This window comes from Achromobacter sp. (genome assembly GCF_050285565.1).
Lineage (GTDB): Bacteria > Pseudomonadota > Gammaproteobacteria > Burkholderiales > Burkholderiaceae_B > Achromobacter.
In genome coordinates, this window is sequence record NZ_JBLZXG010000003.1 from 1 (window position 1) to 25,903 (window position 25,903).

A 25,903-nucleotide genomic window follows, 5' to 3' on the forward strand; every position below is an offset into this window, starting at 1 on the left:
TATACGCTCCAGGATTTGGATTGCCAAGCGACACTCCGAACCAATCCGGACACGAACGACGAAGGGATTACGGATCCTAGCGAACCAGCGCCTGAAGGAAACTGTTCGCGTCAGATTGATTACACCTTCAGATTAACCGGGCCAACGGTGGTCAAGTATGGCGCAAACCTTTACGAAGTGCGAGTGGACAAAAATCAATATTCCGCGCTCAATGGGTACTGTGTGGGGTACAGGGGCGAGCATCTGTATACTCATGCGGCCTACTTCTGGCCGATGAACCTGAGAGATCTGGACGGTAACTCGATCGACGCCTCGCATTCGCGTCAATTTCCGTTGGGCGAATACGAAGTCTATTATCATGCGTCAGGCTTGACGCGTTTCGATGAGGACTTCCAAGGATTTGCGCTAACCGTATACGGCTATTTTGGATATTGGTATGACAAAAGTCGCAGGCGGACCGCGCGTCTAGACGTCAAGCTGTATGACCAGTATGGCAACTGCGGGAATTTCCATGTTTCCACAGACGATATGCCTGAAAAATATGCCGAATTCAAAACGTGGAAGCCGGTAAAAGAGGAATTGAGAGGGGAGATCCCAACCCCGCAGTTTACTGGCGGCAACGGATACGTCAGATGGAACACCAGGCTTCACGGTAATTTTGGAAAAGACCGCGGAGTGCTATACATTTGCGGCAAGTATTTGCCCATTATAACTCTTATTAATGGAATATGTTCTTTTGAGGGTCGTGCGGATTATACGAACTCGCCGTCTACGTATTCGTTCGTCGCCCAAGACCAAGCGCCCGTACATAAAGGTGCAAAGGTGGAATTGGTCGATGCCTCCGTGCCTCAGCGAGTTGGCCCCTACTTCCTTGTGACGGCGAGGGCTAAAAATGGCTCCATTGATATCATATTTGGCGCCTCGTGGGTTGAAATTATGGAAATTGTTCAAGAGTGGGGTAACGTCCACCCTATTTGGGTACGGCAGAGCATCGTCATGCAAGCCTTAAGTAAGGGCCTCACCTCGTACATCCGCACTTCCGAGCCGGTCGCCTATGGAGATGAATGCGTGGCAAAAAATTACGTGCAGGGAGATGAAACATTCGAATTTACACCTGTTGACTATTACCTCCCTGAGACTGTGGCTCGCGAGGGGACATCTCTGACGCCTGGTTGAAGATGCTCGCCGATCGCTGGCACCGCCCCTCGAGGGCGGTTTTGCAACGCAACCTGTCTGGCTCAGGTTCATATCTTCTGTCTGCCAACTCTGCCCAGGTATAAGAGAGGGGTTCGCTGTTGAACGCGCCGGTAGAAATCGCCTTGTGGCTGCTATTGGCAAAAGCAACCTGATTTATGTGTAATGTCGAGTGTATGCAGGATTGCATGCGGCCCCTTGTTGTAAACGCGTCGATGCTGGTTTTTCGGCGTTGGTGCCCTATTAAATTAAGATCAGGGCGACCTTTGTCGTGCAGTAGGAAGTAAAATTTCCGCCATAGTAAAAATCCACTGCCACTCAGATTCAGGCACGCCGACGGCCGGTAGACCATGCGCTATCTGATATTGATCTTCACATGCTTGGTTTCCGCCTTATGGTTCGATACCGGAAACGCGGCGGGCCATCCTATAGACGTGGATACGGTTGCTACCTGGCCTATCCGAATCCAAAAGTACGCAGAAATTTTTGACGATGCCAGTGGGGAATTAAGTTTTTCGGACGTGTCTATGTACGGGAAATTTCGCCCTGCACAAGCCTCCGATTTCAAATCTCGATTTACAACTGCGAAGGTTTGGATCCGCTTCACAATAAGAAATCTTGCGGATTCTGACTTAAGGCTGTACGTATTGGCCGGATCGCCGCGCATTGAGGAAGTGGAGTTTTTTCGCTATGGGGGTGATCTTCGGATAATGCGAGCTGGGGCAGCTGTTCCGCTGGCAGAGCAACCGACCCCGAGCCGCTACCCGCTGTTTCCCGTCCTTCTACAGGCTGGTGAGTCTGCAACCGTTTATATTGCAGCCCGCAGTGGCACCCCATTGCATTTTGATCCTTACCTGTTTGGCGAAGACGTATTCTTGAGGCAAGAAGTCTCCATCACGTTTTGGAACACTGTACTCATTGGCGGTTTGGCGGCTTTTGCTTTTTGTAGTTTCTTGCTTTTTGTCTTCTCGCCGATGCGTAGCTTCGGATGGCTGGCTCTTTTAGGCGTTGCGCTTTGTGGGTTTGAGGCGGCATGGCGCGGATATGGAAAGACCATATTCTGGCCAAACTTTGCGGAGTGGAATTATCGTAGCCCGACGGTACTCGGTGGGTTGGTCGTCGTTCTGTTCATCACATTCGCCCATAGTGTCGCCAAAAAAGAAGGTTTTGAATTGCCTGCAAAGTACCTGCTCACCCTGTTGGCTTGCTTTATGGGTGGGGTCATGGTCGTTGGGGCTGTTGGAAATATTGCCGCAGCGGCACAACTGGCGATATATGGTGGCGCATTATTTAATGCGGCAAAGCTGGGTCTGGCGGCTACTCTGATAAAACGAGTCATGCGGCCCCCGCCTGTTATAGGAATTCTGGCAGTGGGCGCAATGGCTGCCATCCTCCTGCGCTTATTTGAAGAGCGTGGCACGAGCTATTCGTGGGCTCCGGATCCACAGCAGGGATTTGATCCTAACCCTTGGTGGGCTCTCGCCGGATTGGCGGTTAATGTCGCCTTCATCGCCGCCTGGTTCGCCCACATTGGGCGGCAGCGGCAAAATGCTAGGCGCGCTCTGGAAACGCTTCAGCGAGACGAAGAAGAGCGCCTAAAGAATGAAGTAATGAGACAGACGGCCGCGTTGAATGAATCATTGGAATATGCTCGGCGCCAAAATGAGGATAGATCGCGCGTTCTAGGTTACGTCAGTCACGATTTGAGGGCTCCTTTGGCGACGGTATTAGGGTACGTTGGCATCCTAAAAATCGAGGGGGGTAAAGAGATACAGCCTTATGTCGATGCGATGGAGCGGAGTCTTCAATATCAGCAGGCGTTGATCCGAGACATTGTTGAGTACTCCAAAGGCGAACTGGCCCCGTTTCAGTTGCAGCCGCGTCCGCTGGATTTACAGGACCTCTTGATCAGTGTGTGTGACTATGGGGCGCGTGCATGTGCCGAGCATGGAAACCGCTTTGAACCACAGATCCACTGTATGCTTAATGTGGCGGTTGAGGCCGACGGCGTACGTTTACAGCAGGTATTCCTCAACTTGCTGTCTAACGCCGCGAAGTTCACTACAGACGGTGTCGTTCGCTTTAGGGCGGTCGCACAATTAAAAGATGGCGACTGTGAGCTTACAGTTTTGGTCGAGGATGATGGCCCTGGTATACCGGTGTCAGATCAGTCGCTGATCTTCGCGCCTTACGTTCGGACCAACCGTGAGACAGACGGTGTGGGCCTGGGTTTGTATATCGCCGAGAAGATCGTTATGGACATGGGTGGGACACTCCGGTTAAAGAACGTGGACGCAGGACATGGGAGTGTTTTCGAACTGCTTCTGCGCTTCCCCTTGGCTGGCGAGACAGTTGGTCGAGTCGCACCGATAGATAGGCCGGAGTATCACGCAGCTAAACGTGCCGCCGATGATTTTGTCGACGCCTTGCCACCCCCCTACATGCGCTTGGAACTCGCGGCGTTCGCGCGCGAAGGGCGCATCACGGAGATCGAGCACTGGATCGCCGAGTTGCGAGCCACATATCCGGGCTACGGTCGCTTCGCGACAGAGGTGGAGCGTGCCGTAGAGGTGCTAGATCTGGACCGTGTTGAAGCGCTTGCTCTCGCTGCATGCGCTTCAGAAAGCGCCGCTGTTTAGGCGAGTGCAACCGCTTGTCGATGCCTTGTCTCGCACATCCTTGATCGGGTGGATGCCAGGAGTCGCAAGATGTGGACACAAAGGCGGGGTGCCGGCGCGGCAATCCCGCTTCCTCTAGGTGTTGTCCGCGGCATTGGCTCGGTGTCAACGCGCAGCCTGTCGTCGCTGAACACGAAAGCGTTCGCCTGTATCGTCTGAAATTACGACTGCGAACCCCCAAGCGCCCTTTTCAGGTCAACGCTGCTCCTATCCAGGTGCCGCAGCGGCGCGGGTCTTTGTCCGACGCCCGCGAGGGTTGAATAGGTCAGCCAAAGGAGACGAGCGCTGTTGCTCGCTTCGCATCCAACCAGCGGCACGAATGTGAGGATATCGCAATCCAAAAGTGTGGGAGAAATAACAAACATAACGAAGGCGTGCGCACTACAAGATCCCACTACTGGATAATTCCCTACGGAGCAGCAAAATGAGCATGACATTTTTCCCGAATCCCGTAGTCGCCCCGCTTCAAAAGCGGATGACTGTCTACGCCCAGCTATCGGACGCCACCTCGGTCACGCTAATCCGGTGGACAATATTGCCTGCAACCAAGGGGCGCTTCTATCCAACTGAAAGTCAGGTGGAACGTCGAACCTTTGTCGTGGATGGCCCAGAAGGACCAAAGCAAACCACTGGATACTATGCGGTGACCGAGCTACAAATGCTCGAACTCGGTACGGCAACAATCACGGCCGAGGGCCTCGGTGCAGCCCCTGATTCCGAGACCCTGCCTGCAGTTGCAATGAACATGGAAATTGACAACGAGGCCATCTTTACCAGAGCTATCGCACACAACCCACCTTTTTCCGAGCCCGTGGTGCCAGGAAGCGAGGACCAGACTGTAGAACTTGCCTTCAGAATTCATGGCGACGTTGAGGGTATAGACGAGCCGGTAGCCAATCATCCGGTCTATTTCCGATTTGATCCTCCCGTAGTAACGCTGTACGGTCTTGGTCCTGACGGCACGACTTGGCAGCCCGCAGGTTTGCCGACAGATCCTTACGGGAAGGGACTTGTCACCAGAACTGATGAGAATGGCCGCATTCGGCTAAGGGGGGGGAGCCGGGAACAAGTTCTCGGGAAAATGTTCGCTGTGGCTGCCGGTGACAACTACGAATCCACCTTTGCGATCGCCACCTTCTCCCGCACCGATGGGGTATACCCTGCGCCGGAGGGAGTATCCACCGCCGTAAACCTCTCAAAGATGACCTCTTCCATTTTCTACGAGCGTATTCCGGTCAGCGCGCCAGTAGACGACGCCGGCTATGTCATGATGTGGATGCAGGGTAAGGACGGTGTCGAGCACTACGGAGCTGTCACCACTCCTGGAGATCTGAAACTCAATGGCCAGCCCTTTGCTTTTTCTGACGTTGTCACCGACGGTACACGCACGAACTCAGTAGCTTATCTCGTACAAAAAGGGGCGAACGCCGCGCAATCCGTTTTTCAACGATTTAGTGCTGTAGGCCAAGTACCGTCGGGGCCAGATCCTACCATAGCGAACCGGCCGCTCGCAATGCCAACGATTAACACGCAAATTGTCAATGTCTACTTTGCGAAGCACGGAATTACTTTAACGGTTCCGCGTTTCACGGCGGCGGATTTGGAACCGGCGGATGCATACATTTTGCAGGTTTCGATCTACTTCACGGGCTGGGATCATGAAACCGGCCTACCTAGAAAGCCTGCGACGTTACTCCTGGACCCGAAATCCTATACCACCGCCGACCTCCCGGCTGCCGACGTGGATTTCCTCCTCGCTTATTTCGACTTGAGCGGCTGGGACAAAAGTCCCGCCCCTGAAAATCAATCCGGAACATTCCGTGCCGAATATACAGTAACTGCAATTAGCGGTGCGCCGCCTAATACCAAGCGGAGCGTGTTTTACTCGAAAGTGCTCGGAGCTGACCCTAAGATTCCGCTGGATACGCCGCCGGATCCGCTTGGTTCGATCTCCGGCGGGGAAAAAATGGCAGGGGAGGTTATCCCCAGTGCCGCGAGAAAGATCCAAGGCACTCCGATTCCGGAAGATACCGAGGAAGAATAGATGGTTTATGTGGAGCTCTAGTGGTGGCTGCCGTCCTGCTGATGGCGTAATCGCGCTACTTCAGGATGGCGGCCATGAGGCGTGAATGTTGGCGCTGTGTGATGTGGTGTCTGTCCAGCTTGAGAAAATCACTCGGCTTCACGCGAAAAGGGGGGGGGCTGCTCGGGGCTCCCCGCCTCGATGACGCTTCTGGATCCACATTCCGCTGGGGTCCGCCGCTCACATGACCGGCATGGTGTTGTGCATTTTTATCGAAAAGAAAAATGGCTCGGTGCGAGGGTGAATGGCTTTTTTCGCTATTACACCAATTGTTTTCGCCTCAGGTCGTTCGTGGATCAAATCGACCCGCGATACAAAGGGATGTGCAGTGTCGTTCCCGACACGACTTAATCCCCATATGGCAATTCTACTTCGGCCCAGGATCGTTCTGATCGGCGTTCCGCAACGTGGCCACGATTTCGGCAGGCGAAAGAGCAGCCCGCTGATCGCGTTCAGCCACATTTAGGAGAGCGAAAATTGTTGGCTATTTCGATCTATCCGGACGATGGCGCCGTGCTCCAAGTGGGGAAAGTCCATGATGTAGTCGCCAAGGTGCTTGTTACTGAGGGCGAGAGCGTTCCAAGCCGCGTTGTATGGGCGGTCGAAGGGCAGGGGGTGAAGCTTGATCCTGTTGAAAGTGAGGTCGCCCCGTACGGCGATGGGTTTTATGCTACGACTCGCATTCAATGTTCTGAGGTAGCCAAAATTAAACTATCCGCACGAGCGGCTGGGACTCAAGGTGGAGACGCTACCGTACAGTATTCAGCCGCGGTGCTGAGCATGGCCAATCGCCAAGCGTTGGCAGAGGTCTACGCAGGCATTACTCCGTTCAGTGCACCGCCAGATCCAAGTGAAGATACGCGAGCGCTGCGGATTTACATTCGTGTGGTGGATGGAGAAGGACAGGGTGTGGCGGGTCATCCGGTCTATCTGGCATTTGACCCTCCCGTGGTCTCTCTTTATGGAGGGCAATCTCCCTATCCCCCTGTCTCTCTCCCGTTGGATCCGCTCGGGAAGGGCTATATCGCCGAAACAGACAAGGGCGGTGCCGTGGAGCTTCGAGTATTATCGAATCAACCTACTATAGGGCGCCTCACCTACACGGCCGCGGGTACCGCGCAACGTCAAGAGTATGCTTTTCTCGATCTTGATATCACCATGCCCAGGTACCCCGCTCCGGAGGGAGTGTTAGATCCGGTGCTCATTCCTGCGGGTCAAACGAGCTTCACCGTGTATGTCGGGCGTTCAGTCACGGGCGATGGTCTGCGCGGCGTGTTTTGGTTGTATGGAAAGGGCGGTGTACACACGTTTGGGCAAATCATGTCGCTTGAGGAGATGCAGACAGTCGGTGATAGCTTTGCCTACAGCGCTTTGGATAATAGTGGTAAAAGACTGAACCGGCTTGCATATATGGTGCAGCGCGGCGCAAATGGTTACGAGTCTTTCCCCTTCGATTTTGCCGCGGTGGGTGAACCCTATGTCGGACCTGACCCGAATCTGCCGAGAACGCTCGCGGCGCCTATGCTAGCCCCAGAGTTAAAGCGGCTCATAAACCTTGATGCTCTCGATAGAGGCCTCGTGCTGACAATTCCAAAATTCTCAGTAGAAGACCCAGGAGGATTTTCCGTTCAAGTATATTTATATTTGAATGCTTGGTCTCCCGATACGGGGGGCGCGAAGGGGATGAGGATTGTCTTGGATAAATTAATACTGCAATCCGTGCCTGTCAATGATATATCTGTTCCGATCCCCAGTGAACGTGTCCGTGATTATTCGTACGAACCCGCGCCCGGAAATGGCGTTGGTACATTTATGGCGGATTATTCGGTGTTGTCTTTAACAACAGGGGCGGTTTGGTATTCGCATGTCCTCGGCTGGAAACCAGACCCGCCGGTGTTGTTGGAAACCACCTTGAAACGCCGTCTGTAGCTTTCGGTTGTAATTTATAGGCCACAAGGTTGTGGCTGGGCGCGCCAACTCAAAACAGCTTGGCGAAAGACCAAAAATCCCCTTCTTCTAAACACTCCAGAATTCTAGCCTAAGCGGAATTTTTAGGAGTGTTGCAACATGAAGAGGAATTATGGCTCTTCGATTTGTGGGCCCGACAGCTGGAGGGCGACGCCACTATACAGCGCTATCGCGGAGATTTTTGCACGGGGCTGGTTGATGTTCGGAGCGGCCACGTGTGGAATTGTTTGCGGCGCGCCCGTCCTTGCCGCAACTGAGCATACGAGTACATGGGATCAAGACCTCGCATTTGGCGACAGCATCGTGTTTTCTGCTCCTGCGGCGCGCGGACTCGCAACAGGCCCTAACCAGGTGACTGCGGCGGGTGATAATCTGATTCGTTTGACGAACACATCCAGATTTCAATTAGGAGTTGCGGTCTGGGCTAATAGGAAAGGAAGCGTCACTGCCACGAATGGAATTACGATAGAGACGTCAGGCAATTCGATCTCGGGGGTGATGGCGGGGGATGGATTTGGGGGAGTGCCGCAGGAGACGCAGGATTTCGAGGGAACCGTCACCCTTCGTAATGCGACGATAGTAACGAATGGTAATAGCTCTACGGCCGCTGTGGCCTACGGCTACCGGGCTCGCGTTGATATATCAAGTAGCACTATTGAAACGCGCGGCGCCGGAGGCGGCTTGGGTGCGGCAACATTGGCCAGCGCGGGGGTAGCTGTGGGAGGCGGTGGAACAGCTACTGTGGAGGACTCGACTGTGGTTACTGTAGGGGCAGGAGCTCCTGGACTATTGATGCTGGGTTCTGGATCATCTAGTACTGCCAGCTTGGAGGCAAAGCGGACGCAGGTTCAGACATTCGGCGACGGCTCGCCTGGCTTTTTCGCATCTTTCAGGCTCCCGAATTACGGTGCGGTAGACGATGTGGACATAACTACCTCGGGCGTCAATTCTTCCGGTATCCGTGCTGAAGATGGGGCGATTGTCATTCGCGAGGGGGGCCTACGTGTTCAGACTACCGGCAACACTAGCGTCGGAATACAAGCGCAAGGTACGAGCGGATTGGTGAACGGTCCCGGAAAGATCACCGTTACAACCACGGGGGAGGCGGCTCCTGCTGCTTCGTCAGAGAGAAGTGCTCTATTTGAATCGAAAACTAGTGGTTCTTCCTTTCAGACTGTGGGGGACCGCTCTGTAGCGCTTCGGGTTCTCAATGGCGGTCAGGCAAAATTGAGTGGTGCGACTCTAGACACTGCGGGGCGCGCCGCGTACGGAATCGAATCTTCGGGTGCCGACCCGAGCACAGCCATCGGCGGTAGCGGCGAAGTGATGGGCGGCTCCGTGACCACCCGGGGGCAGGAGTCATATGCAGCGTATGTCCACGATGCAAGCAGCTTGACCCTTGGTGATGGCATTGTGGTCGAAACACAGAATGACAACAGCAGCGCGCTCGTGGCTGGCCAATCCGGTTCTGCGTCGGCCGGGAACCTTGCCATTTCGAACGCCTCCGTTACTACCCGAGGCGCGGGCGCCGCTGGCATGGTCGCTGCCGGCGGGGGAAGTCTGGTTGCCTCAAGTGCCGTGGCAGTCGAGACTTATGGCGCCGGAGCGCCGGGGATCCAGACCATGGGCGGCGCCGGGGCCGGAGGCACGGTAGACATTGCGGAGTCCACGGTTCATACATATGGTGTCAATTCGGCAGGGGTTCTTTCGCAAGGCGGCAGAATAACGATTGGGCCCAATGTAAAGGTTGAGACGTCGGGCGATCGGTCCTCCGTGGTTGTTTTAGATGGCACGGGAGCTTCCTCACCGAAGTTTGGGCCGGGATTTGTCGGCCACTCTCACGGCATAGACTCGCACGGCCTTTCCTTACGCGGCGGAGCCCGCTACGAACTCGGCCTTGGAACCGACATGCTGCCGCTTGCGAATCTGACGCTCGGCGGCGCGGGCTCTGCCGTGATCCATGCCCAGGATGCTGGTAGCGTACTTACCGTCGGGACGGGTGTGGATCTTTCCGTCGCCAATGTAAGCGCACAGGGGGTCGGGGCCAAGGCGGAAAACGGGGGGAGCATCGTCTTTCTCTCCGGTGCAAGGACTGGCGGCTTGCCGATTATCGCCACGGGCACAACCGGACTTGCGTCGCTTGTGTTTCAGGAGGGCTCCGACGCTTCTGGGTCCGCAGCCTCGCTTGATGCTGGTGGCAGCTTGGATATTTCTAGCCGCACTACGAAGTTTAGGCTTGGGTCTCTCGAAGGAGCTGCCGGCTTGGTCCACCTCGGGTCGAATGAGCTGGAGGTGGGAGGCAACAATGCGTCCACGACATACGGTGGGGTGATAGACGGAAGTGGGATGATCCGTAAAGTGGGAGAAGGGACGTTCACGCTTCGGGGCAATCAGGTATTCCAATACGGTGGCGGCACGGAAATCGATAATGGCGTTCTCAGACTGACAAATATTTCGAGTCCAAATACGTTTTCCCAACGCTTCGTACTCAACGGCGGATGGCTCGATTTGTCTGATGGCCCCCTTTCAACGCTTTCCCCTGAACGCAGCTGGGATAAGTTGCAGATCGTGCAGGGCACCAGTACCAATGGGGGAGTTATCGGTAGCAGCGATAAGGTGGTATATACGGTCGCCAGCGGACAGGAGCAAGTCGTTGGATATCAGCTTGGTGGCGCCACGGCTGCGCAACAAGGCGTGTTTGTGGAGAAGTCAGGCGGAGGTACGCTGGAGCTTACTGGCATTAATAATTACGCGGGAAACACTCGCGTTTTGGGTGGAACCCTGCGAATTCGTCGTGACGAGAATTTGGGAAATACTATGCTCGGTCGCGAGGTGGTTCTCGACGGCGGTGGGCTTGACGTGCAAGGAGACGTCGCCGGAAGCCGGCGTACGATCGAACTACGGCAGGCGGCCACGATAAATGTCGGCGATGCATACACCGCGAGTTGGGCCGGAGCATTGCAAAGTGACGGCTGCAATTGCACGCTGACCAAGACGGGTGGCGGCGTGTTGTTCCTCGGCGAGGCGACGCGAGTAGGCGGCTTAGCGTTGCAGGGAGGTTCAACGCGCATATACGGAGGAACGATCGGGGGCGCAGCGTCTGCTATTAGTGCGGGCCAGGGCAACAGTTCGTTGATGTTACGATCGTCCCAAGTGACCGGGTCTGGGACTGCCGTGACAGTTAGCGGGAAGGCCAACTTCAACCTGCTAGCCTCCGCATCGAGAGTTAACGGGCTTATGACCACTCGCGACTCTGGTTCGTTGCTCGATGCGCGATTCTCCGACGGAAGCATATTCACGGGCTCGACAGCGCAGGGGGAGGGGAGCACCCTCAATGTTAGCCTCGACGACAGTGAGACCCAGTGGAACGTCGATCACGATTCACAGGTCCACAATTTAGTCAATCGCGGTTCAATCAGCTTCCTCCCAGGTGAGGCGGGGCCCCGTTCACTTGTCGTGAGCGGAGACTACACCGGGGGAGGGAGCTTGGGCTTGAACACAGTGCTAAACAGCGGTGGGCCGATAATGAACCAATCGAGCGACCGCTTGTTGATTCGAGGGGATGTCAGCGGTGACCCCACCTATGTGAATGTTCGTCCCTCCGGACCGGGTGCGAACACCAACATAAACAATAGCCATCGCTCTATTGCCTCCGAAGGCATTTCAGTCGTTCAAGTGGCTGGGGCTTCCAGCTCCGAAGCTTTCCAGCTGAGTAACAATGGAAAGCCGTATGTATCAGCACCGGGCAGCGCATTTCAGTACCGCCTGTTCGCATACGGCCCCCAATCCAAGTACGGTCTGGCCGATCCCAGCCAAAATTTGATCCCCGGCGCGCAGGCCGCTTGGGATTATCGCCTCCAGACTGCGTATGAGACCGAATCGGGAGAAATCATCCCCGGGGTTCCTGACGTGGTCGACAAACCTCCTGTAAGGCGGGCGCTGCTCCCGCAAGTGCCATCTTACGGCATTGTGGGGCCGGCATTGCAGCGATACGATTATTTCGTAGCCCAAAGTTTGCAAGATGGTCTTTCCGAAGCGCTCCGCGGGGGCGGCGCGGCACGAGCGCAGTCGGAGGTGTTCGCGCGCGCGGTGGGGGAAACCGTCGGCTACCAAAGCAACCTGTCCTGGCAAGATTATGGATATAACTTCGGCCAGACGAACCGTGCCATGCAGTTCGGCACGACGTGGCGCGTCGCGCGCAACCAATCACATGACCTCCGGCTGGGGGCGGCCATCACGCTCGGCAGTCTTAGTGCTTCTCCCTCGAGTGATCCGGGTAGCCGGGTGACTAGCGACGCACAGTCGCTTTCGTTGCTGACTCAATGGTCGGGGGCGAATGGTTGGTATGTAGGTGCCGTTGCGACTGGAACTCGGTATCGCGGGGAAGTGAGAGCCAATGGCGATCGGGCCGGGCGTGTGCAAGCAACCAGCCTGTCGCTTTCGCTTGATGTGGGAAAGCAGTTTCTGCTACCGAATGGTATGGAAGTCACGCCAAACGTTCGATTGATCGGTCAGTCGGTGAAGCCTGACGGCTTGGTCGACAAAGACGCGGGCGGGGTCTCATTCAATTCAGACCAGATATATACGGCGCAAGCGGGCGTACGGGTTGCCATGCCACTCAAACACACGCTGTCGTGGAAACCATACGCCACTGCGGGACTCTCGCAAAGCTGGGGAGCGGCGAGCCAAGTTGCGGTCGCACAAGATGCGACGGTTGGCGGAGGGAAAGTTGGTTCGTCGGTATTTGTAGGAGTGGGGGCTACGGGACAACTGACAAAGTCCCTGTCGCTGTTTGGTCAGGTTACGAGGCAAGCTAGGATTGGAAGTGGCGGCTTTAATGGTACGAGTGGCACGATTGGGCTGCGGTATGAATTCTAGAAGAATTTCTTGAAATTTTCTTCGATGCATTTCATATGCGCCGCCTTAACCTATTGAACAATCTATTTGGAAGGGGCTGGATATGAAGCAAATTAACACCGCCAGTACAAACGGAATCTCTCTAAGCTGCACTCAAGGAGCACCCCTTGCTACGCCCGCGTTGGGGCGCTTTCCTTCGAATACCGCTACGCTAGTCGGAGATCCTGGTACATCGATTTATGCGAGCGTCTCCTACCCGGCGGTGTTCGATAAAGGCGATCAGCCCGATGCTTTCGTAACCCTAGATCGTAGCGGCCGGGCAGTCTTGCGATTTAGAAGTGACGCGCTGGCGTCGGACAAACCGATCGATGCGGATCTGCGGGCAGTTTCTATGGCCGCATATCCGGAATACCGTCCTGATCAGCTGGTGAGTGCCACGGTTATATTTGGAAATTATCGCATCGCTGCTCAGCCCAACATCTGGTGCTATGGCTACGCAACTGGCGCAGTCGCAGATGGTGTATCCCCGTGCTCCATTTATGTTGTACTTGACAAAGAAATTAATAAGCCATTGAAGACGTTCAACCTATCGTTGGATAATGGCGCGCGCGTCGCCGGCGCCGCACCGGTTGCCTCACCCGAACCAGGAACGACTGTTTACAGCATTCCCTTTTCTTCTAATGGTTTTGGGGCGGCTGATATTGTATGTGATGTTCCCGCTACGGTGCGAGGAGTGGTAACGCTGCCTGATACAAACGATGGGGATATCGTTGTAGTAAAACTCATGTTCCTCGCTCGTCCCGGCGCATAGCTTCGAAAAGGGGTAGATATGGCTGCCACGCTCACCGCTCCTGAGTTGCCACAGGCTGTGGATGGTATTTTGCGGGTAGATTTGCTAAACGGAAGCCCCATATTGGTTCAGGTGGCGGCGTACAAATATCCCGTGCTGGGTGACGTTATACGCGTCGTCTTTGGTGTCATGGAGGCGACGCTGGTCGTCGACTCGAGAAACTATGCGGCTAAATTCTGGAATGTTGAGGTTCCATCGGAGAATTTGCAGGCAGGTTCCTACGCAGTTGGCTATACAGTTATCAGCCCGGCTCAAAATTCCACTAGCTCAGAAGCAATCACGATTGACGTTTCAAACGGCCCGGTTCAGTCTCTGCCAGCGCCTATTTTTCCTGACGCGATTCGGGGGAGCATGCCGTTATCGAAAATTCAGTCCGACGGGTTCCTGCGTGTAGGTATTGTATATCCGGCACTCAAGGCCGGCGATGTTGTTACCTTGCGGTGGTCAGGTAAGGACAAGAATGGTCAGTACGTCGCGGCAGCTGATTTTAGCAGGGCGATCACAATATCTCTCCAGGATGAGCAGGCTAAATCGATTGTTTTTAACATTGCGTCGCAATATGTGACGCCCCTTGGTATTGGAGGCCAAGGTAGGGCCATTTACTCATTGCGCCGCCTGAATGGCGGACTAGGAGCGTCCCCTGCTGCGACTCTCGACGTGGTGGCGACGATCGAAAGCCCCCTTGTCGCCCGGGCGATGCGGTCCGCTCCGCCCTGGGAAGAGGATATTCCCGCCTTGTATCCTGTAAACTGGGTTTCGGTACTTGGCGCCCCTGGACAAGTGCTCAAGGTTTCAGCGCCGCCTGGAGTTCAAGTTGGTGAATCGGTGGTTCACGATCCGTTCGACGGTTTATTACGACTGGACGAGACCGGACGGGGGCGCTTCTGGGTAGCATTATTGAACGTTGCGCTGTATTCAGACTATATTGTCGATGTAAATTTGACGGATATAGCAGATTCAACGGTGGCGCTAGGGGTCGAAGTGCATTTCCGGCCATACATCTCGATAAGCAAGCAGGGCGTAACCGTGCGTTACGGGATATCCGATGGCGCCGAGGCGGGTGGTGAAATGCCTTGCTCGATATATATCAAGGCGGTTTCGACAGACTTGCAATTCAAGTTTCAGGTTAGCGGCAGTTCTTTCTTTGGTGATTCTTCCAACACTTTTACAGGCAACATTTCAAGCAGTGGTCATGCCGTTATTCACATTCTAGATAAGGAGTCTGAGCAGGTCACCGTTCAGGGGTGCTATACCTCGCCAGGCGCAAGCCAGTGCGTGCTGGAGACTTCCCAAACTATTGAATTCCTCCCGCGATTACAGAGCTAGCCTGGCCAGATACGATTCTGCCGGGCTAGGGGCCGGAGACCGGGCATGCACGGGGCATGCCCGGCGGCCAGGATCGGGTCGATCGCGGGGCATTTGTCGAGGATTTGGGAGCCGCCACTTTTGGCGGGGGCGCAGGTCATCCTACGAAAGGCTGCTGCAACTCATACGTACATACCGCCTCAAGCAGCTCTTCACGAACCTGGATCGAGCGTGTGTGGAGCTTTGTCTGGCGGATGATTCGAGGCAGTGCCTGCACAACGGTTTAGCAGTTGGAAACAACACATGAGACGGGTTCAGCTAGGCCGCTACGTCCTTCTGGCCGGCCTGTCACGGTGGGGCACGGTATGCCTGAGTGGACGCTCGAACGCTGCGATCTGTACGCTATGGGTGAGGTTCCAGCGTACTGTCTGAATGCTACTGAGAAGTTGCATGGGCTCTGGAAGCCAGCATGCCGTGCGATGTCGGCGATTGGCATCGTCGTCTCCGCTAACAGGCGGCTAGCAGTGGAGAGCTTTAGTCGCACCATATATCTATGCATGGTTATACCTTTGTGGGCCTTGCATAGAGCCGACAACTTACGTTCGTTCGTACCCAAACGCTTTGCGAGCAGCTTGACGGTGCTTATGTCGCGATCCTGAGTAAGGAGTTGAACTGCGGATTCCCACAATGCCTCCTCAGAGCGCGGTTGCTCTCCGCAGCCCATGCCAGCGGTTGGAGTCAGGCGTCTCGTTACTTGGAGTTGAACGCGAATTCGGGCGAGAATCTCCGCTGGTGGGCAGTCATCCCGAATATAGTCTGCCGCGCCGGCGCGAAATGCCTCGTGTGGGCTCCATTCGTCCCCATTGGCAACGATGATTACTGGAACCGCGCGTGTGAATCCGTTCAGCTTGAACAGGCGGCATAGCATGAGTCCGCTCATGTTACTCAAATGGGAGTCCATAAGGACCACGTTCGGCGGCGATGCCTGTGCTAGAAAGTATCCTCCCCACCCATCTCCTGTCTGCTGGGTTTGAAAAAGTTGGCGCTGAAGGAACTCTCTTAGGTTGGTGAGGGCGGACAACCGATCGGTAATGATCGAAATTGTGTATCTTTGTCCAGGCCAAGACCACCTCCGTCTCGAAGAGGGGGCGTAACGCGACGGTATGTGATCGTCCGGCATGCTGTAACGCTCCGTGTCATCGTGAGAATCGCACGAAATACAGATCGCAGGCCGAATGCATGAAAAGTCCGGTTGCATTCGGGATTGGCTCAGGTGTTACGAACTTTGCTCCATATTGTGAGGACGGGGGCATGGCGAATTTTGGTTTTCTTCCCTCGCGATTTGAATTTCTGTATTTCCGGATTGGCGCTTTAGGCGACGGTATACGGCGGGCGTTACACCAGTTCTCTGACCAAAGGCGGTCGTAAAATTGGCGGGAGACGAATGTCCGGTCTGATCCGCAATCTCGCCTATGGAAATTTCAGATTCTGTCAAAAGTTTCATGGCTTTTTGCAATCTGGCTTCGTTGACGAAAGCGGGAAGGCTCTTTCCATGTACGTGGACAAAAATAGCATTTAGTTTTTTTTCGCCGATTCCCAGTAAAGAACGGACGGCTTGCGGCAGCTTACGGTCGGAAAGATGGGCCAGGATGTATTGTTGCGCTGCCTGGGCGATGACACCATCGTGGGTCTGACTGGTCGTTTCATTGTTCTCGATGCTGAGGCTATGGCGAGCATCAAGCCTCGCTTCAATTCGTGCCGCCATTTCCTCGGCGTCGTATGGCTTCGTCACGTAGTCTACCGCCCCGAGTTCGAAGGCGGTAAGACGGTCATTCAAGTCGTCCTTGACACTCAAGAATATGACGGGAATTGCCGTGGTTAGAGGGTTTGATCGAAGCGATTGTATAGTGTGAAAGCCGTCCAAACCTGGCATCGAGATGTCCATCACAATCAGATCCGGCGGGTTCGAAGTGGCTCTCTTTATGCCTTGCCAGCCATCTAAGGCGATTAGGACGTCATAGTTACTTGGCCTTAGGATATGAATGAGCAAACGTAGATCTTCCGGTCGGTCATCGACTAGTAGTATTCGGGGAGATGTCTTCATGTCACGCGACCTCCATATGTGCCCGCTAACCGGACGTTAGGCGTTCCGGGGCAGACGAGCGAGAAAACGCGCAAGCGGCAACGGCCGCGAGAAAAGGTAGCCTTGAAGGAAGTGCGCGCCAAGCCCGCGCAGTAGGGAACATTGGGCTTCCGTTTCGACTCCTTCCGCGACAGTTTTTAATCCTAGCCGTTCGCCTAAGTCAAGTATGTTGAGAACAAGCTCCCGCGAAAGGCTGTTGGCCCCTAAATTGGAGACGAACATTCGGTCAACCTTCACTGCATCGATCTTGAATTGGTGAAGATAGGCGAGGCTGCTGTAGCCTGTGCCAAAGTCATCAATGGCGAACTGCACTCCGGACTTACGGAGGGAGCGGAATGCGTCAAGCGTATCTTGATCTGCTGTGAACACGCTGCGCTCCGTGAGTTCGAGGTACAGCTCGATAGAGCGTCTGCCAAGCACTTCCTTGAAGGATCGGCAGCAGTCAAGAAATGCCCCCGAGTTGAAATGAGAGCTTGTGACGTTGAGGCTCAGAAAAAAACCTCGAGGTAGGTCCACATCTGAAATGCCAATCATGAGTTGCTCTATGAGGGAAATCGTAATAGGAACGATTTGGCCTGACTCCTCCGCACTCATTATGAATGCGCTCGGCGGCAACACGCCTTGCTGCGGATGATGCCACCTCACAAGTACCTCCGCCCCTACCCAACGACGGTCCGACGCTCGGACAATCGGCTGGAGATACGGCACAAACTCTTCTTGAGATAGCGCACGATCGATTTCGGCTTTTGGACATGGCGACCGCCCCAGGAACCAATAAGTTCGAATTCCAGACGCGCATCCTAGGAGAATAAAGAGAATATACAGTCCTAAATAATCGTCACGTAGCCGGGACTGGAAGCTCGTCATGGAGTAGCTTGTCTGTACCGCCACTGGCCACACACTAGATCTTGCCGTGCCTTGTGCGATGGTCCGGCCTAGCGGAACGGCCCCATCCCCGATCGCTCTATCCCCGATCATGACCCGCGTTCGAGAGTCTCCATGGAGCATGGCGATAAGACCCGTTATATGTCGACCATCGATTCCCACGAGAACGCCGCTGTGGTGGTTGGAATGGCGGTAGACAACTAGGGGGGTTAGAGGGGTGATCGGGTTCCCTAGCAACAGTTGTAGCCGGCCGTCAACAAACTCCGAACCTTCAGTTTTTTCTGACAAGGGGCCGACCAATGACGAGCAGTACAGATCGGTCGAGTCGCGAAACAGATTTATCGATCGCACATACAGCGTCGCCTGCACTATCTTGCGCAATTGTAATAGTACCGAGATGCAATCCTTGTTTATTAATGTGGTGGCGTCTGTGGCGGCTTGCTGCGCATTGCGAAGGATGAGTTCGATTTGTGTTAATACTCGCGTCGCGCTACGCTCCGCCTCTTTGGTAAGTGCTGACTGTGCGTACCAAACGAGCCCGGCGACTGATATGAAAATTGTGATAAAGCAGGCGATAAGCCCCGATATCGCATGGGCGAAGCGGTTGTTTCTCTTTGCTGTATCTATCGGTTTTCGGTGCATCGATCCTCATTATCGTTAATCTCAGCCGGAGATCTATTTTTAGCGCTCCGCTAGAAAATGACCTTTGGAAATATGACGGCTTCTTTTGCGCGAGGCGGGCCTGCGCTGCGACGGGGTTGCATTCGAGCCGCAATCTGCTAATGCTCTCGTCTTGGTATTGCAGCCGAGAGCCGAGTGCTCACTGCTGCGGATGTCGAAACTCAAAGGTACTTGCTTGGTCGCAAAACTCGCCGTTGAGTATCGAGGCTAGACTTATTAAAGTCTGGGCGTTTTGGTGTTTGATGGTTCGCGAGGCATTTTCAAGAGTTGGTTCTCACGCTTGCGCGATTGAGGTACCGCATACAGCCAAGGGTGCCCGGGACGAGCGTACGTTCTCGCCGGAAAGCGGGCGACTCCGCGTGGTTGATAGACCTGTGTGGGAGAGGTGCAGACTCGGGTTGGCGATGATGGGATTGACGAGAGCGCCACTGGGTTTGCTAGCAGGCACGAGTGAGCCAATCATGAAGGTTAGGATCGGTTCAACTTTATGTACCAAGATCTTTAGGTGGTTGAATGAGTACGGAAAATTCTTTGATGCCACATCTTGAACGGAGCTCGGGCGCACAGTTGGAAAGTGGGGCCCAGCATATTTTGGTTGTGGATGATAACGTTGCTGACGTCAAATTGCTGATAGAGGTCCTGCGCCGAGAGGGTTATCGCATCACCTTGGCATATGACGGTGAGCGCGCATACAACCGCGCTTTGGCGCTGCGGCCAGATCTTATCGTCATGGATGTCTGCATGCCGGGAATGGACGGAATCGTTGCGGGCAGGTTGTTAAAATCCGATCCGGCTACTGCGAGCATACCGATAATATACTTGACGTCGATGAGCGATCCAGAAACGAAACTGGAGGCGCTTGGGCCGTTGGGCGTGGATTATGTGACCAAACCGTTTATCCCGGATGAAATCGTCGCGCGTATCCGTATTCACACATACCAACGGTCGGGTCAAATTGATCAGGACCGTGCCGTTATGCGAAGCTCCGAAGAGGTGCTTGTAGGTGCCTGCTGCGATTTTCTGCGGACGAATTTGCGCATTGATATGACGGCAGAGGTGTTGTCGGATAAGTTCAACGTGACAGTGCGAGTTTTAAACCATGCTTTCCGAAAAACCACCGGGGTGACGGCTTCTCAATATATAAAAGATGCTCGAATGAAGGAGGTTAAGCGCTTGTTGTCCACGACATCGCTACCGATCGCTGATATTGCTGAAGAGTTCGGCTACTCCAGTAATGCCAATTTCTCCACTTCGTTCCGAACATATACAGGAATGTCGCCGAGCGCATTCCGATGGGGAGGGGAAAAGACGAGTCATTCCGCTGATCGGAACGTATGAGGCGGCGACACTTACATGGGCTTGCGTGGCTATTTTGCCTGGCCTTATGGGCTTTGGCGCATTCAGGGCAGTTAGCCAGGGCGGCACAGATCGACTATCTGCCTGATCCTTCCGGCACGATGACTGTAGATCAAGCTAAACGTCTGTTTGGTGAGATTGATCTTGGCACTCGCGTTATACGTCCAAACCCTGGATGCGGGTCGAGTCCATCATGGTTAAGGATACGCTTCGCTAGCGCTGGCGAATTTCGCATTGTGTTTGGCTCATCGCGGGTTGAGCGTGTTCGATTTTTCGTTGAGCGAAACGGCACGGTGCAGGATGGAGTTGCTGGGTCAGCCCTTCCTTTGCACCAGTGGACTTGGCCTGGCCGAGTCCCAACCATTCCCGTGCATGTCTTCGCGGATGATCCCGTCGTCGTGTACGTAGTCGCCCGTACGTGCGTATCACTGAAGGACTGGGTTACGGTTCTTTCGGAACAGCAGTACACGGATTGGCTACAGAATTCGGCCTTGCGCGACGGTGCGTTGGGCGGGGGGCTGTTTGCGATGGGCCTTGCGGTTGCGGCATTTGGTGTGGCTCTGGGCGATCGCCGGTTGTTGATGCTAGCGCCACTTGCTGTGCTCGGCGGGCTCCATGAGTTAGCTTCGAGGGGATACGGTCTGTGGCTATTTTCCAATCTCGGGGGTGAATGGAACGCGCGTAGTCCTCAGATCCTGGGCAGTACACTGGCATTGTTCCTTGGTTTGTTTTGTTGGTCCGCATCGGGAGGGAGAAGCAGACTCATCGTGGGCGGCGGCGTCTTCGGTTCAGTAAGGGGAGCGCTCACTATTATCGCCTTTGCCAGCCAATTAGCCGCTGTAGCTCTGGCATTTACAATGTCTTCGGCCACCGCCATCCCTCTTATACTTCCGCTGACACTGGTCTATTGTGCTTTTATTCTGTTTGAAGCGCTTTCGGTGACAAGGGAAGGGGGCGTTGCTACGACTTTACCGATTGCCGTGACTATGATTTTCTGTGTGGCCAACGTGGCTCTGCGTGGCGCTGAGTTGGGATGGCCCGCTCCGTGGCCGCCAATAGTTAATCGTTGGGCGGCCTCTGGAACGCCGACGACTGTGTCGGCCCTCACGACATACTCCATAGTACTCGGGTTCTGGGTGAGACATTCTCTGGTCGAGAGGAAGGCAGCACGAATGCGGGTGACGGCATTGCTACATCTCGAGCGAGACAGGTTGGAATCCAAAGTACATGAGCGTACTGCAGCGCTTCACGGGGCTCTTGGTTTGGCCCGGAGGCGTAATAAAGAACTCCAAGAGTTGCTCGGTTACGTAAGTCACGATCTGCGTGCGCCCCTGGCCACAATAGCAGGCTATGTTGAGAATCTAAAGCGAAAGAGGCGCGAAAACTGGGCGTCGGATCTAAACGTTATTTCCCAGAATGTGGATTATCAACTCCGCCTCATAGACGATTTGCTCCGCTATTCACGAGAAAATAGGCATCCGTTGGCCGCTACTGCCAATTGGATTAGTTTGGCAAAATTCATCGATGAAATAGAGAGCATAGCGTTGGTGCTTTGCCAAAGTAATGCCAATAGATTTCATGTGCGTGTCCGCAATGTTCCGTGTTATGTAAAGCTTGACCGCATACGCCTGCAGCAAATAATCACCAATCTTTTGTCGAACGCTGCGAAGTTCACGCGAGATGGGGTTGTTGTATTGTGTGTATTCGGAACACGGAAGGGACACGACCCGGCTCCTGAGACGCTGATATTTTCTGTCCGAGACACGGGAATTGGTATTGCACAGCGCGATGCCAAAAAAATATTTGGCGCATATACGACTCTCAACGCAGCGGGGTCAAGCACCGGATTGGGGCTGTTCATCACGACCAGAATTGCGCAAGAGATGGGTGCAAACGTCACGATCAAAAGTGCGGTTGGAAAAGGAACGAGAATTGCGTTCCGCGGCACATTTCCTACCTCGGGTCGGTGGAGTTTGCCGGTTTCCTATGGCAGTGCGTGGCGGGAAGGTTTAAAGGTCGCGCCGGAGAGGGGTGATAATAAAATAAGCCGCGCGGCGTTGGAAAGGCTGCTTGCATATGCGAGTGATTGCCGATATAGCGACATTCTAACCTGGGTGGATATGCAACAAGAAATTGATGGATTCTTGCCTTTTCTTGAATGGGTGCGTACAGCAGCGGAAAGGCTGCAATTCAATGTGATCAGTGCCGCTGCACGTCGGCTTTTGGCAATTCCCACTTCGCGAAAAATGGATATTGAAGCTTGATTCGTGTGCTCGCCACCGTCCAAGCTTAGCTGAAGTCCAGGTATTTGCCTTTTGGCTTCGGATGAGCGCAGCCCGTTCGGCTTGAGGTACTGCCAGTTGTGCCGGAGGAAGTCCGGCAGCGCCGCAGTCAAACATACAGGTAAATTCTCATAAGCATGTGCCGCCAACTCGTACTACTGTGCGTCGTTGGCCGGTTCGTCTTACGAGGATAGGAATTTTTATGTCCAAGTTGCTGCTTGTATGCTTTTTCGCAGCCGCGATTCTCACGGTTGTTTTCGTTCTAATGGTTGACTCGCCTTTTGAGGTCGTCGTAGCCCTGTGTGGAGGCGGCGGCACTGTTCTGCTATTAGCATGCTACGTCTGCGTCGATAAAGAACTGCCGGATGACTGCAGATGAAATATTGTGGTGAATGTCTGTTGTTGGAACGGCGGCCTTCGTCCATTGCACCACATGGAAGCTTGCTAAATCGTGCAAACATAGAGCAAGAGCTTTGGCTCTGTGTGGAGTGTGGCGGAATGATGCAAAGGGAAGTGTATGGTGACGGCGAGCCGGGTATATGGACGACGGTATATGCTCGCAGTAGGGAAATGGGTGATATTGATGTGGCCGTCCAGGCAAAGCTGTATCGTCTAGTTGACGATGTGCCGACTCGATCATAATTAAATAAAGAGGCGCTTGCCACAACCGACTCCACGTTCGACGTAGGGCTCCCAAAACCGGGGGGGCGGCGATGAGTATGTGCCGGAGCCCCGGCCAATATATTTGCGGGCAAGTTCTCGCACATGGCTCGCCTCTGGGAGGAAGCGCTCGGCTAGAAGTGATGTCTTCAAAGGTCTTTGGAGGATAAACAAAACAGGTGGCCGCTCAGGTCAAGGCAAGATATTCCCAAGCCAAACGGGGGGTGCCACTAGTCGCGCGAGCCTGTTTGGGCGTGACACTTGCAAGCTACCGACCTCGCTGGGATGGTACATGATCGCTTTTGCTCACGCTCCTGGCTGCCACAGGGAGAAAAGTGAATGGATAAAGAGGCCAGCGTGTCCCCGGAGATTAAGGTCAGTCTCTCATTGTCGCCGGACTCTCAGATCGCGGATGGTAAGTCTGCCATCAAGGCGAAGGCGACGGTCACGCAAGGCGGCTTCGCTTTGCCCGGCGCCAAGCTCAAATTCGAGCTAGAGGGCAATGCGCAGTTTACAGATTCAAATGCGCAGACTACGGCGGACGTCACTGGGGCGGATGGCAGAGTGACAAAGAACTTCACCGATACCGTGCCAGAAGAGGGATATGTCTCCGCGGTGTTGGATGCTGATATGGAGGCGTTTGCGGAGGCGCCCTACACCTTTACTGGTGTGCCATTGCATTTTGGCGATCCAATAGTGGATGATTCCAATGGTTTCGCTGACGGCGTATCCCTCATGACGCTTCGCGTACAGCTGCTCCAGGGCGACAAAGGTGTCGCAAATGAGCACGTGCGCTTGTCGCTGGTAGATACCGCCGCGCAGTTCGTCGATGAAAACGGCTCGCAGATCGGAAAGATCTACGTCGCGCTGACGGATGCAGACGGCTACGTTAGCGCGATCTTCACGACCACGATGGTGGAGTTGGGATACATTTTTATATCCGTGGAGGATATGTCTGCTCCCCGCACACGTGCGCAATTCCGTTCTCGACCAGTACCGAAGATCGTGCTAGCAGTGAAGCCCCATGGGGCGCGCGCAGACGGCAAAAGCCCGATTACTGCGACGGCGACTGTCCGGGCTGCACAGACCGATGAAGCAATGCCGGACGTCAAGGTGGTGTTCACGCTGCCGAATTGGGTCGCGTTGGCGGATGGCACTCCATTGCCTTCCGACGGCCTCGTCCACGGTGTCACGGATAGCTCAGGGAATGCGCACGTTAGCTTTACCAGTACAACGATAGACAAAGGCACGGTGCAGGTCGTGGCCGCAGCGAACCCGGCGAGCTATCATGATACGGCTGATTTCATTTTTGGTGGTAAATGGGCCGGAGTGTCCGATATATCGCTGCATTTCGTCGGGGCTGGAAATATCCGAGCTGCCTCGATATTCAAAAACGGCCTGCACCAAGCAGAATTGCGCCTTAGGTTGGTGCTTAAGGATTGGAATGATCACTTGGTGCAGGATAGCGATGCCCCGACTATCGATGAAGTGATGGCCGCGGTCTCCCTTATTGATTTCGATCACAGCGCGGATGCTCTGGGCGTGGCGCCATTGCAGAATATTCAAGTCACTACGAATGCAAATGAATTCGAGAAGCATATAACCACCCACACCGAGCGGGTGGGGGCAGGTAAGGACGGCGGCACCGATGGTGGAGGCAATTACATTTCAGGGGGGGCGGCATATTTCACTCTCTACGTGACCTGTGAAGAAGCAGAGCAGCTTATGTCTATCAATATCGGGGTGGAGGTAAGGCAGCCGAACGAAGTTGTCGTTTACAACGCAATAGACGGCACGTACAAGGAAAAGATGGCCGCGCTCGTGTTCTTGCCGTTGGCAAACTATAGATATTCCGTGGCGGATTTGAATTTCTCCGGAGCCCACCACGCTCATGAAGGCGAGAAAGACGACGCCCCATATTCGGAAAAAGGGGATAAGGAACACCCCGGAAATTTCTGGAGAATGTGGGAATATGCCATCGATTTTTCTCAAGACACACAAGCCAAGCCATATGCGCCCAGCCTGTACAAAGTTTGTTTGGCTGAGGGGGCAGGTCTTGCAGGCGACTACGTGTTCGCCGAGCGAGTCGATGTGGTTTACAGTTACAGGGCATATTTCTGGCCTATGAATCTGTACGACCATAATCGTCTGCCAGTGGCGGAGCATGGCAAACGAGATTACCAAGTCGGCGCTCCCGCGCAGCGAGATCAAGCGGTGACGTATCCGGAAGGGACCGCTGGTTGCAGGGTTATGTATTATGCGAGTTTTGGCGATATTAATGGTCGCACCAACGCCAAAATATATAGGCCGATAAATTTAGTTATTTTTGATCAATATGGTAATAAGGGCAAAATCCATTTGGATCCCCTGAGTCTTCCACCTATTTATTCTTCTGAGACGCTCCAAAAATGGCAGTACGCGGGAGACGGATTCATCCAGAATGGAGACACAACGAGTCCCGCCAAGCCGCCAATGGATGTGACAATGAAAGTGGCCTTTAAGGAAGAAAAGGAAGAAAATGAACTGGAATTCCGCAGCTTGACGGTGGATGATAATAAAAAACTGGATGCGTATATGGGCGGGCCGGTTCTCTCGCTCAATAAGCGCGAGGTTCGGTGGCAGATCCAATCAAAGAATAACGAGACCTATGCTGATCAGCGAGCGTACATATTGAATTATGAGGATTTTTTTGTTCGCCATACGCAGGCTGATTCTGAAACCGATAACGGTCCGTTTATCCTGAGTCGGAAGTCTGATGATTTGGGGTGGTATTTCAAGCCACTCTGGAAATTTGGTACGACTGTTTTGGCTAGAGATAACGAACCTAAAGGGGCGTACATGTGCTGGAAGTTTGGTGACTTCGGCCTGTCGGGCGGGGAACAATATCCTGCGTGGTGTATTTTTACGCTTCCCTATGTTCCGAATGACTCGATATACGAGTGGACGCTCGTTGTGTGATTT

Annotated in this window: 13 protein-coding genes; 10 read left to right on the forward strand and 3 right to left on the reverse strand. The window is 54.3% G+C overall.

The genetic code is table 11. From position 1 onward, the window contains the following. From ACN6O8_RS06075 to ACN6O8_RS06105, 7 genes are all read left to right on the forward strand, one after another. Positions 1-1,176: hypothetical protein (locus ACN6O8_RS06075; RefSeq protein ID WP_427990174.1), on the forward strand; the 1,176-nt coding region annotated here is incomplete at its 5' end. 368 nt (positions 1,177-1,544) lie between these two features. Next, positions 1,545-3,833 carry an ATP-binding protein gene (locus ACN6O8_RS06080; RefSeq protein WP_427990175.1) on the forward strand — a complete coding sequence of 763 codons (2,289 nt, stop codon included), beginning with the start codon at positions 1,545-1,547 and terminating at the stop codon, positions 3,831-3,833. Positions 3,834-4,296: 463 nt separating this feature from the next. Beyond that, complete coding sequence (locus ACN6O8_RS06085; RefSeq protein WP_427990176.1) at positions 4,297-5,916, forward strand: hypothetical protein; 1,620 nt, start codon at positions 4,297-4,299, stop codon at positions 5,914-5,916. Positions 5,917-6,435: 519 nt separating this feature from the next. Beyond that, positions 6,436-7,884: a hypothetical protein gene (locus tag ACN6O8_RS06090; RefSeq protein WP_427990177.1), complete on the forward strand. Its 1,449-nt coding sequence runs from the start codon at positions 6,436-6,438 to the stop codon at positions 7,882-7,884. Between the two features lie 1,947 nt (positions 7,885-9,831). Continuing rightward, on the forward strand, positions 9,832-12,801 hold the full coding sequence (locus tag ACN6O8_RS06095) for an autotransporter outer membrane beta-barrel domain-containing protein (protein WP_427990178.1): 2,970 nt from the start codon (positions 9,832-9,834) through the stop codon (positions 12,799-12,801). A gap of 82 nt (positions 12,802-12,883) precedes the next feature. Then, the gene (locus ACN6O8_RS06100; RefSeq protein ID WP_427990179.1) at positions 12,884-13,591 is read left to right on the forward strand and encodes a hypothetical protein; all 708 of its coding nucleotides are present in this window, start codon (positions 12,884-12,886) and stop codon (positions 13,589-13,591) included. A gap of 18 nt (positions 13,592-13,609) precedes the next feature. Further along, on the forward strand, positions 13,610-14,956 hold the full coding sequence (locus ACN6O8_RS06105) for a hypothetical protein (protein ID WP_427990180.1): 1,347 nt from the start codon (positions 13,610-13,612) through the stop codon (positions 14,954-14,956). 262 nt (positions 14,957-15,218) lie between these two features. On the opposite strand, the gene ACN6O8_RS06110 is transcribed toward ACN6O8_RS06105, so the two are convergent. From ACN6O8_RS06110 to ACN6O8_RS06120, 3 genes are read right to left on the reverse strand one after another with little or no spacing between them, the layout of a single operon-like run. After that, positions 15,219-16,193, reverse strand: a complete 975-nt coding sequence (locus ACN6O8_RS06110) for a response regulator transcription factor (protein WP_427990181.1) — start codon at positions 16,191-16,193, stop codon at positions 15,219-15,221. Between the two features lie 18 nt (positions 16,194-16,211). After that, positions 16,212-17,039, reverse strand: coding sequence for a response regulator (locus ACN6O8_RS06115; RefSeq protein ID WP_427990182.1), 828 nt, complete (start codon positions 17,037-17,039; stop codon positions 16,212-16,214). Positions 17,040-17,075: 36 nt separating this feature from the next. Beyond that, positions 17,076-18,605, reverse strand: a complete 1,530-nt coding sequence (locus ACN6O8_RS06120; RefSeq protein ID WP_427990183.1) for an EAL domain-containing protein — start codon at positions 18,603-18,605, stop codon at positions 17,076-17,078. 552 nt (positions 18,606-19,157) lie between these two features. Between ACN6O8_RS06120 and ACN6O8_RS06125 the strand changes: the two genes are divergently transcribed. From ACN6O8_RS06125 to ACN6O8_RS06135, 3 genes are all read left to right on the forward strand, one after another. Continuing rightward, positions 19,158-19,982 (forward strand): response regulator transcription factor, encoded by an 825-nt coding sequence (locus ACN6O8_RS06125; RefSeq protein WP_427990184.1) that lies wholly within the window; start codon positions 19,158-19,160, stop codon positions 19,980-19,982. Then, positions 19,979-22,264, forward strand: coding sequence for an ATP-binding protein (locus ACN6O8_RS06130; protein ID WP_427990185.1), 2,286 nt, complete (start codon positions 19,979-19,981; stop codon positions 22,262-22,264). The genes ACN6O8_RS06125 and ACN6O8_RS06130 overlap by 4 nt, the downstream gene beginning before the upstream one ends. A 1,017-nt stretch (positions 22,265-23,281) precedes the next feature. After that, the gene (locus tag ACN6O8_RS06135; protein ID WP_427990186.1) at positions 23,282-25,900 is read left to right on the forward strand and encodes an Ig-like domain-containing protein; all 2,619 of its coding nucleotides are present in this window, start codon (positions 23,282-23,284) and stop codon (positions 25,898-25,900) included. Positions 25,901-25,903: the final 3 nt, after the last annotated feature.

What these genes read in the sequence shown, in the direction of transcription:
- ACN6O8_RS06080 (WP_427990175.1), top strand. Translation starts at nt 1,545, where the DNA reads ATGCGCTATCTGATATTGATCTTCACATGCTTGGTTTCCGCCTTATGG.
- ACN6O8_RS06085 (WP_427990176.1), top strand. Translation starts at nt 4,297, where the DNA reads ATGAGCATGACATTTTTCCCGAATCCCGTAGTCGCCCCGCTTCAAAAG.
- ACN6O8_RS06095 (WP_427990178.1), top strand. Translation starts at nt 9,832, where the DNA reads ATGCTGCCGCTTGCGAATCTGACGCTCGGCGGCGCGGGCTCTGCCGTG.
- ACN6O8_RS06100 (WP_427990179.1), top strand. Translation starts at nt 12,884, where the DNA reads ATGAAGCAAATTAACACCGCCAGTACAAACGGAATCTCTCTAAGCTGC.
- ACN6O8_RS06105 (WP_427990180.1), top strand. Translation starts at nt 13,610, where the DNA reads ATGGCTGCCACGCTCACCGCTCCTGAGTTGCCACAGGCTGTGGATGGT.
- ACN6O8_RS06110 (WP_427990181.1), bottom strand. Translation starts at nt 16,193, where the DNA reads ATGCAACCGGACTTTTCATGCATTCGGCCTGCGATCTGTATTTCGTGC.
- ACN6O8_RS06115 (WP_427990182.1), bottom strand. Translation starts at nt 17,039, where the DNA reads ATGAAGACATCTCCCCGAATACTACTAGTCGATGACCGACCGGAAGAT.
- ACN6O8_RS06120 (WP_427990183.1), bottom strand. Translation starts at nt 18,605, where the DNA reads ATGCACCGAAAACCGATAGATACAGCAAAGAGAAACAACCGCTTCGCC.
- ACN6O8_RS06125 (WP_427990184.1), top strand. Translation starts at nt 19,158, where the DNA reads ATGAGTACGGAAAATTCTTTGATGCCACATCTTGAACGGAGCTCGGGC.
- ACN6O8_RS06130 (WP_427990185.1), top strand. Translation starts at nt 19,979, where the DNA reads ATGAGGCGGCGACACTTACATGGGCTTGCGTGGCTATTTTGCCTGGCC.
- ACN6O8_RS06135 (WP_427990186.1), top strand. Translation starts at nt 23,282, where the DNA reads ATGGATAAAGAGGCCAGCGTGTCCCCGGAGATTAAGGTCAGTCTCTCA.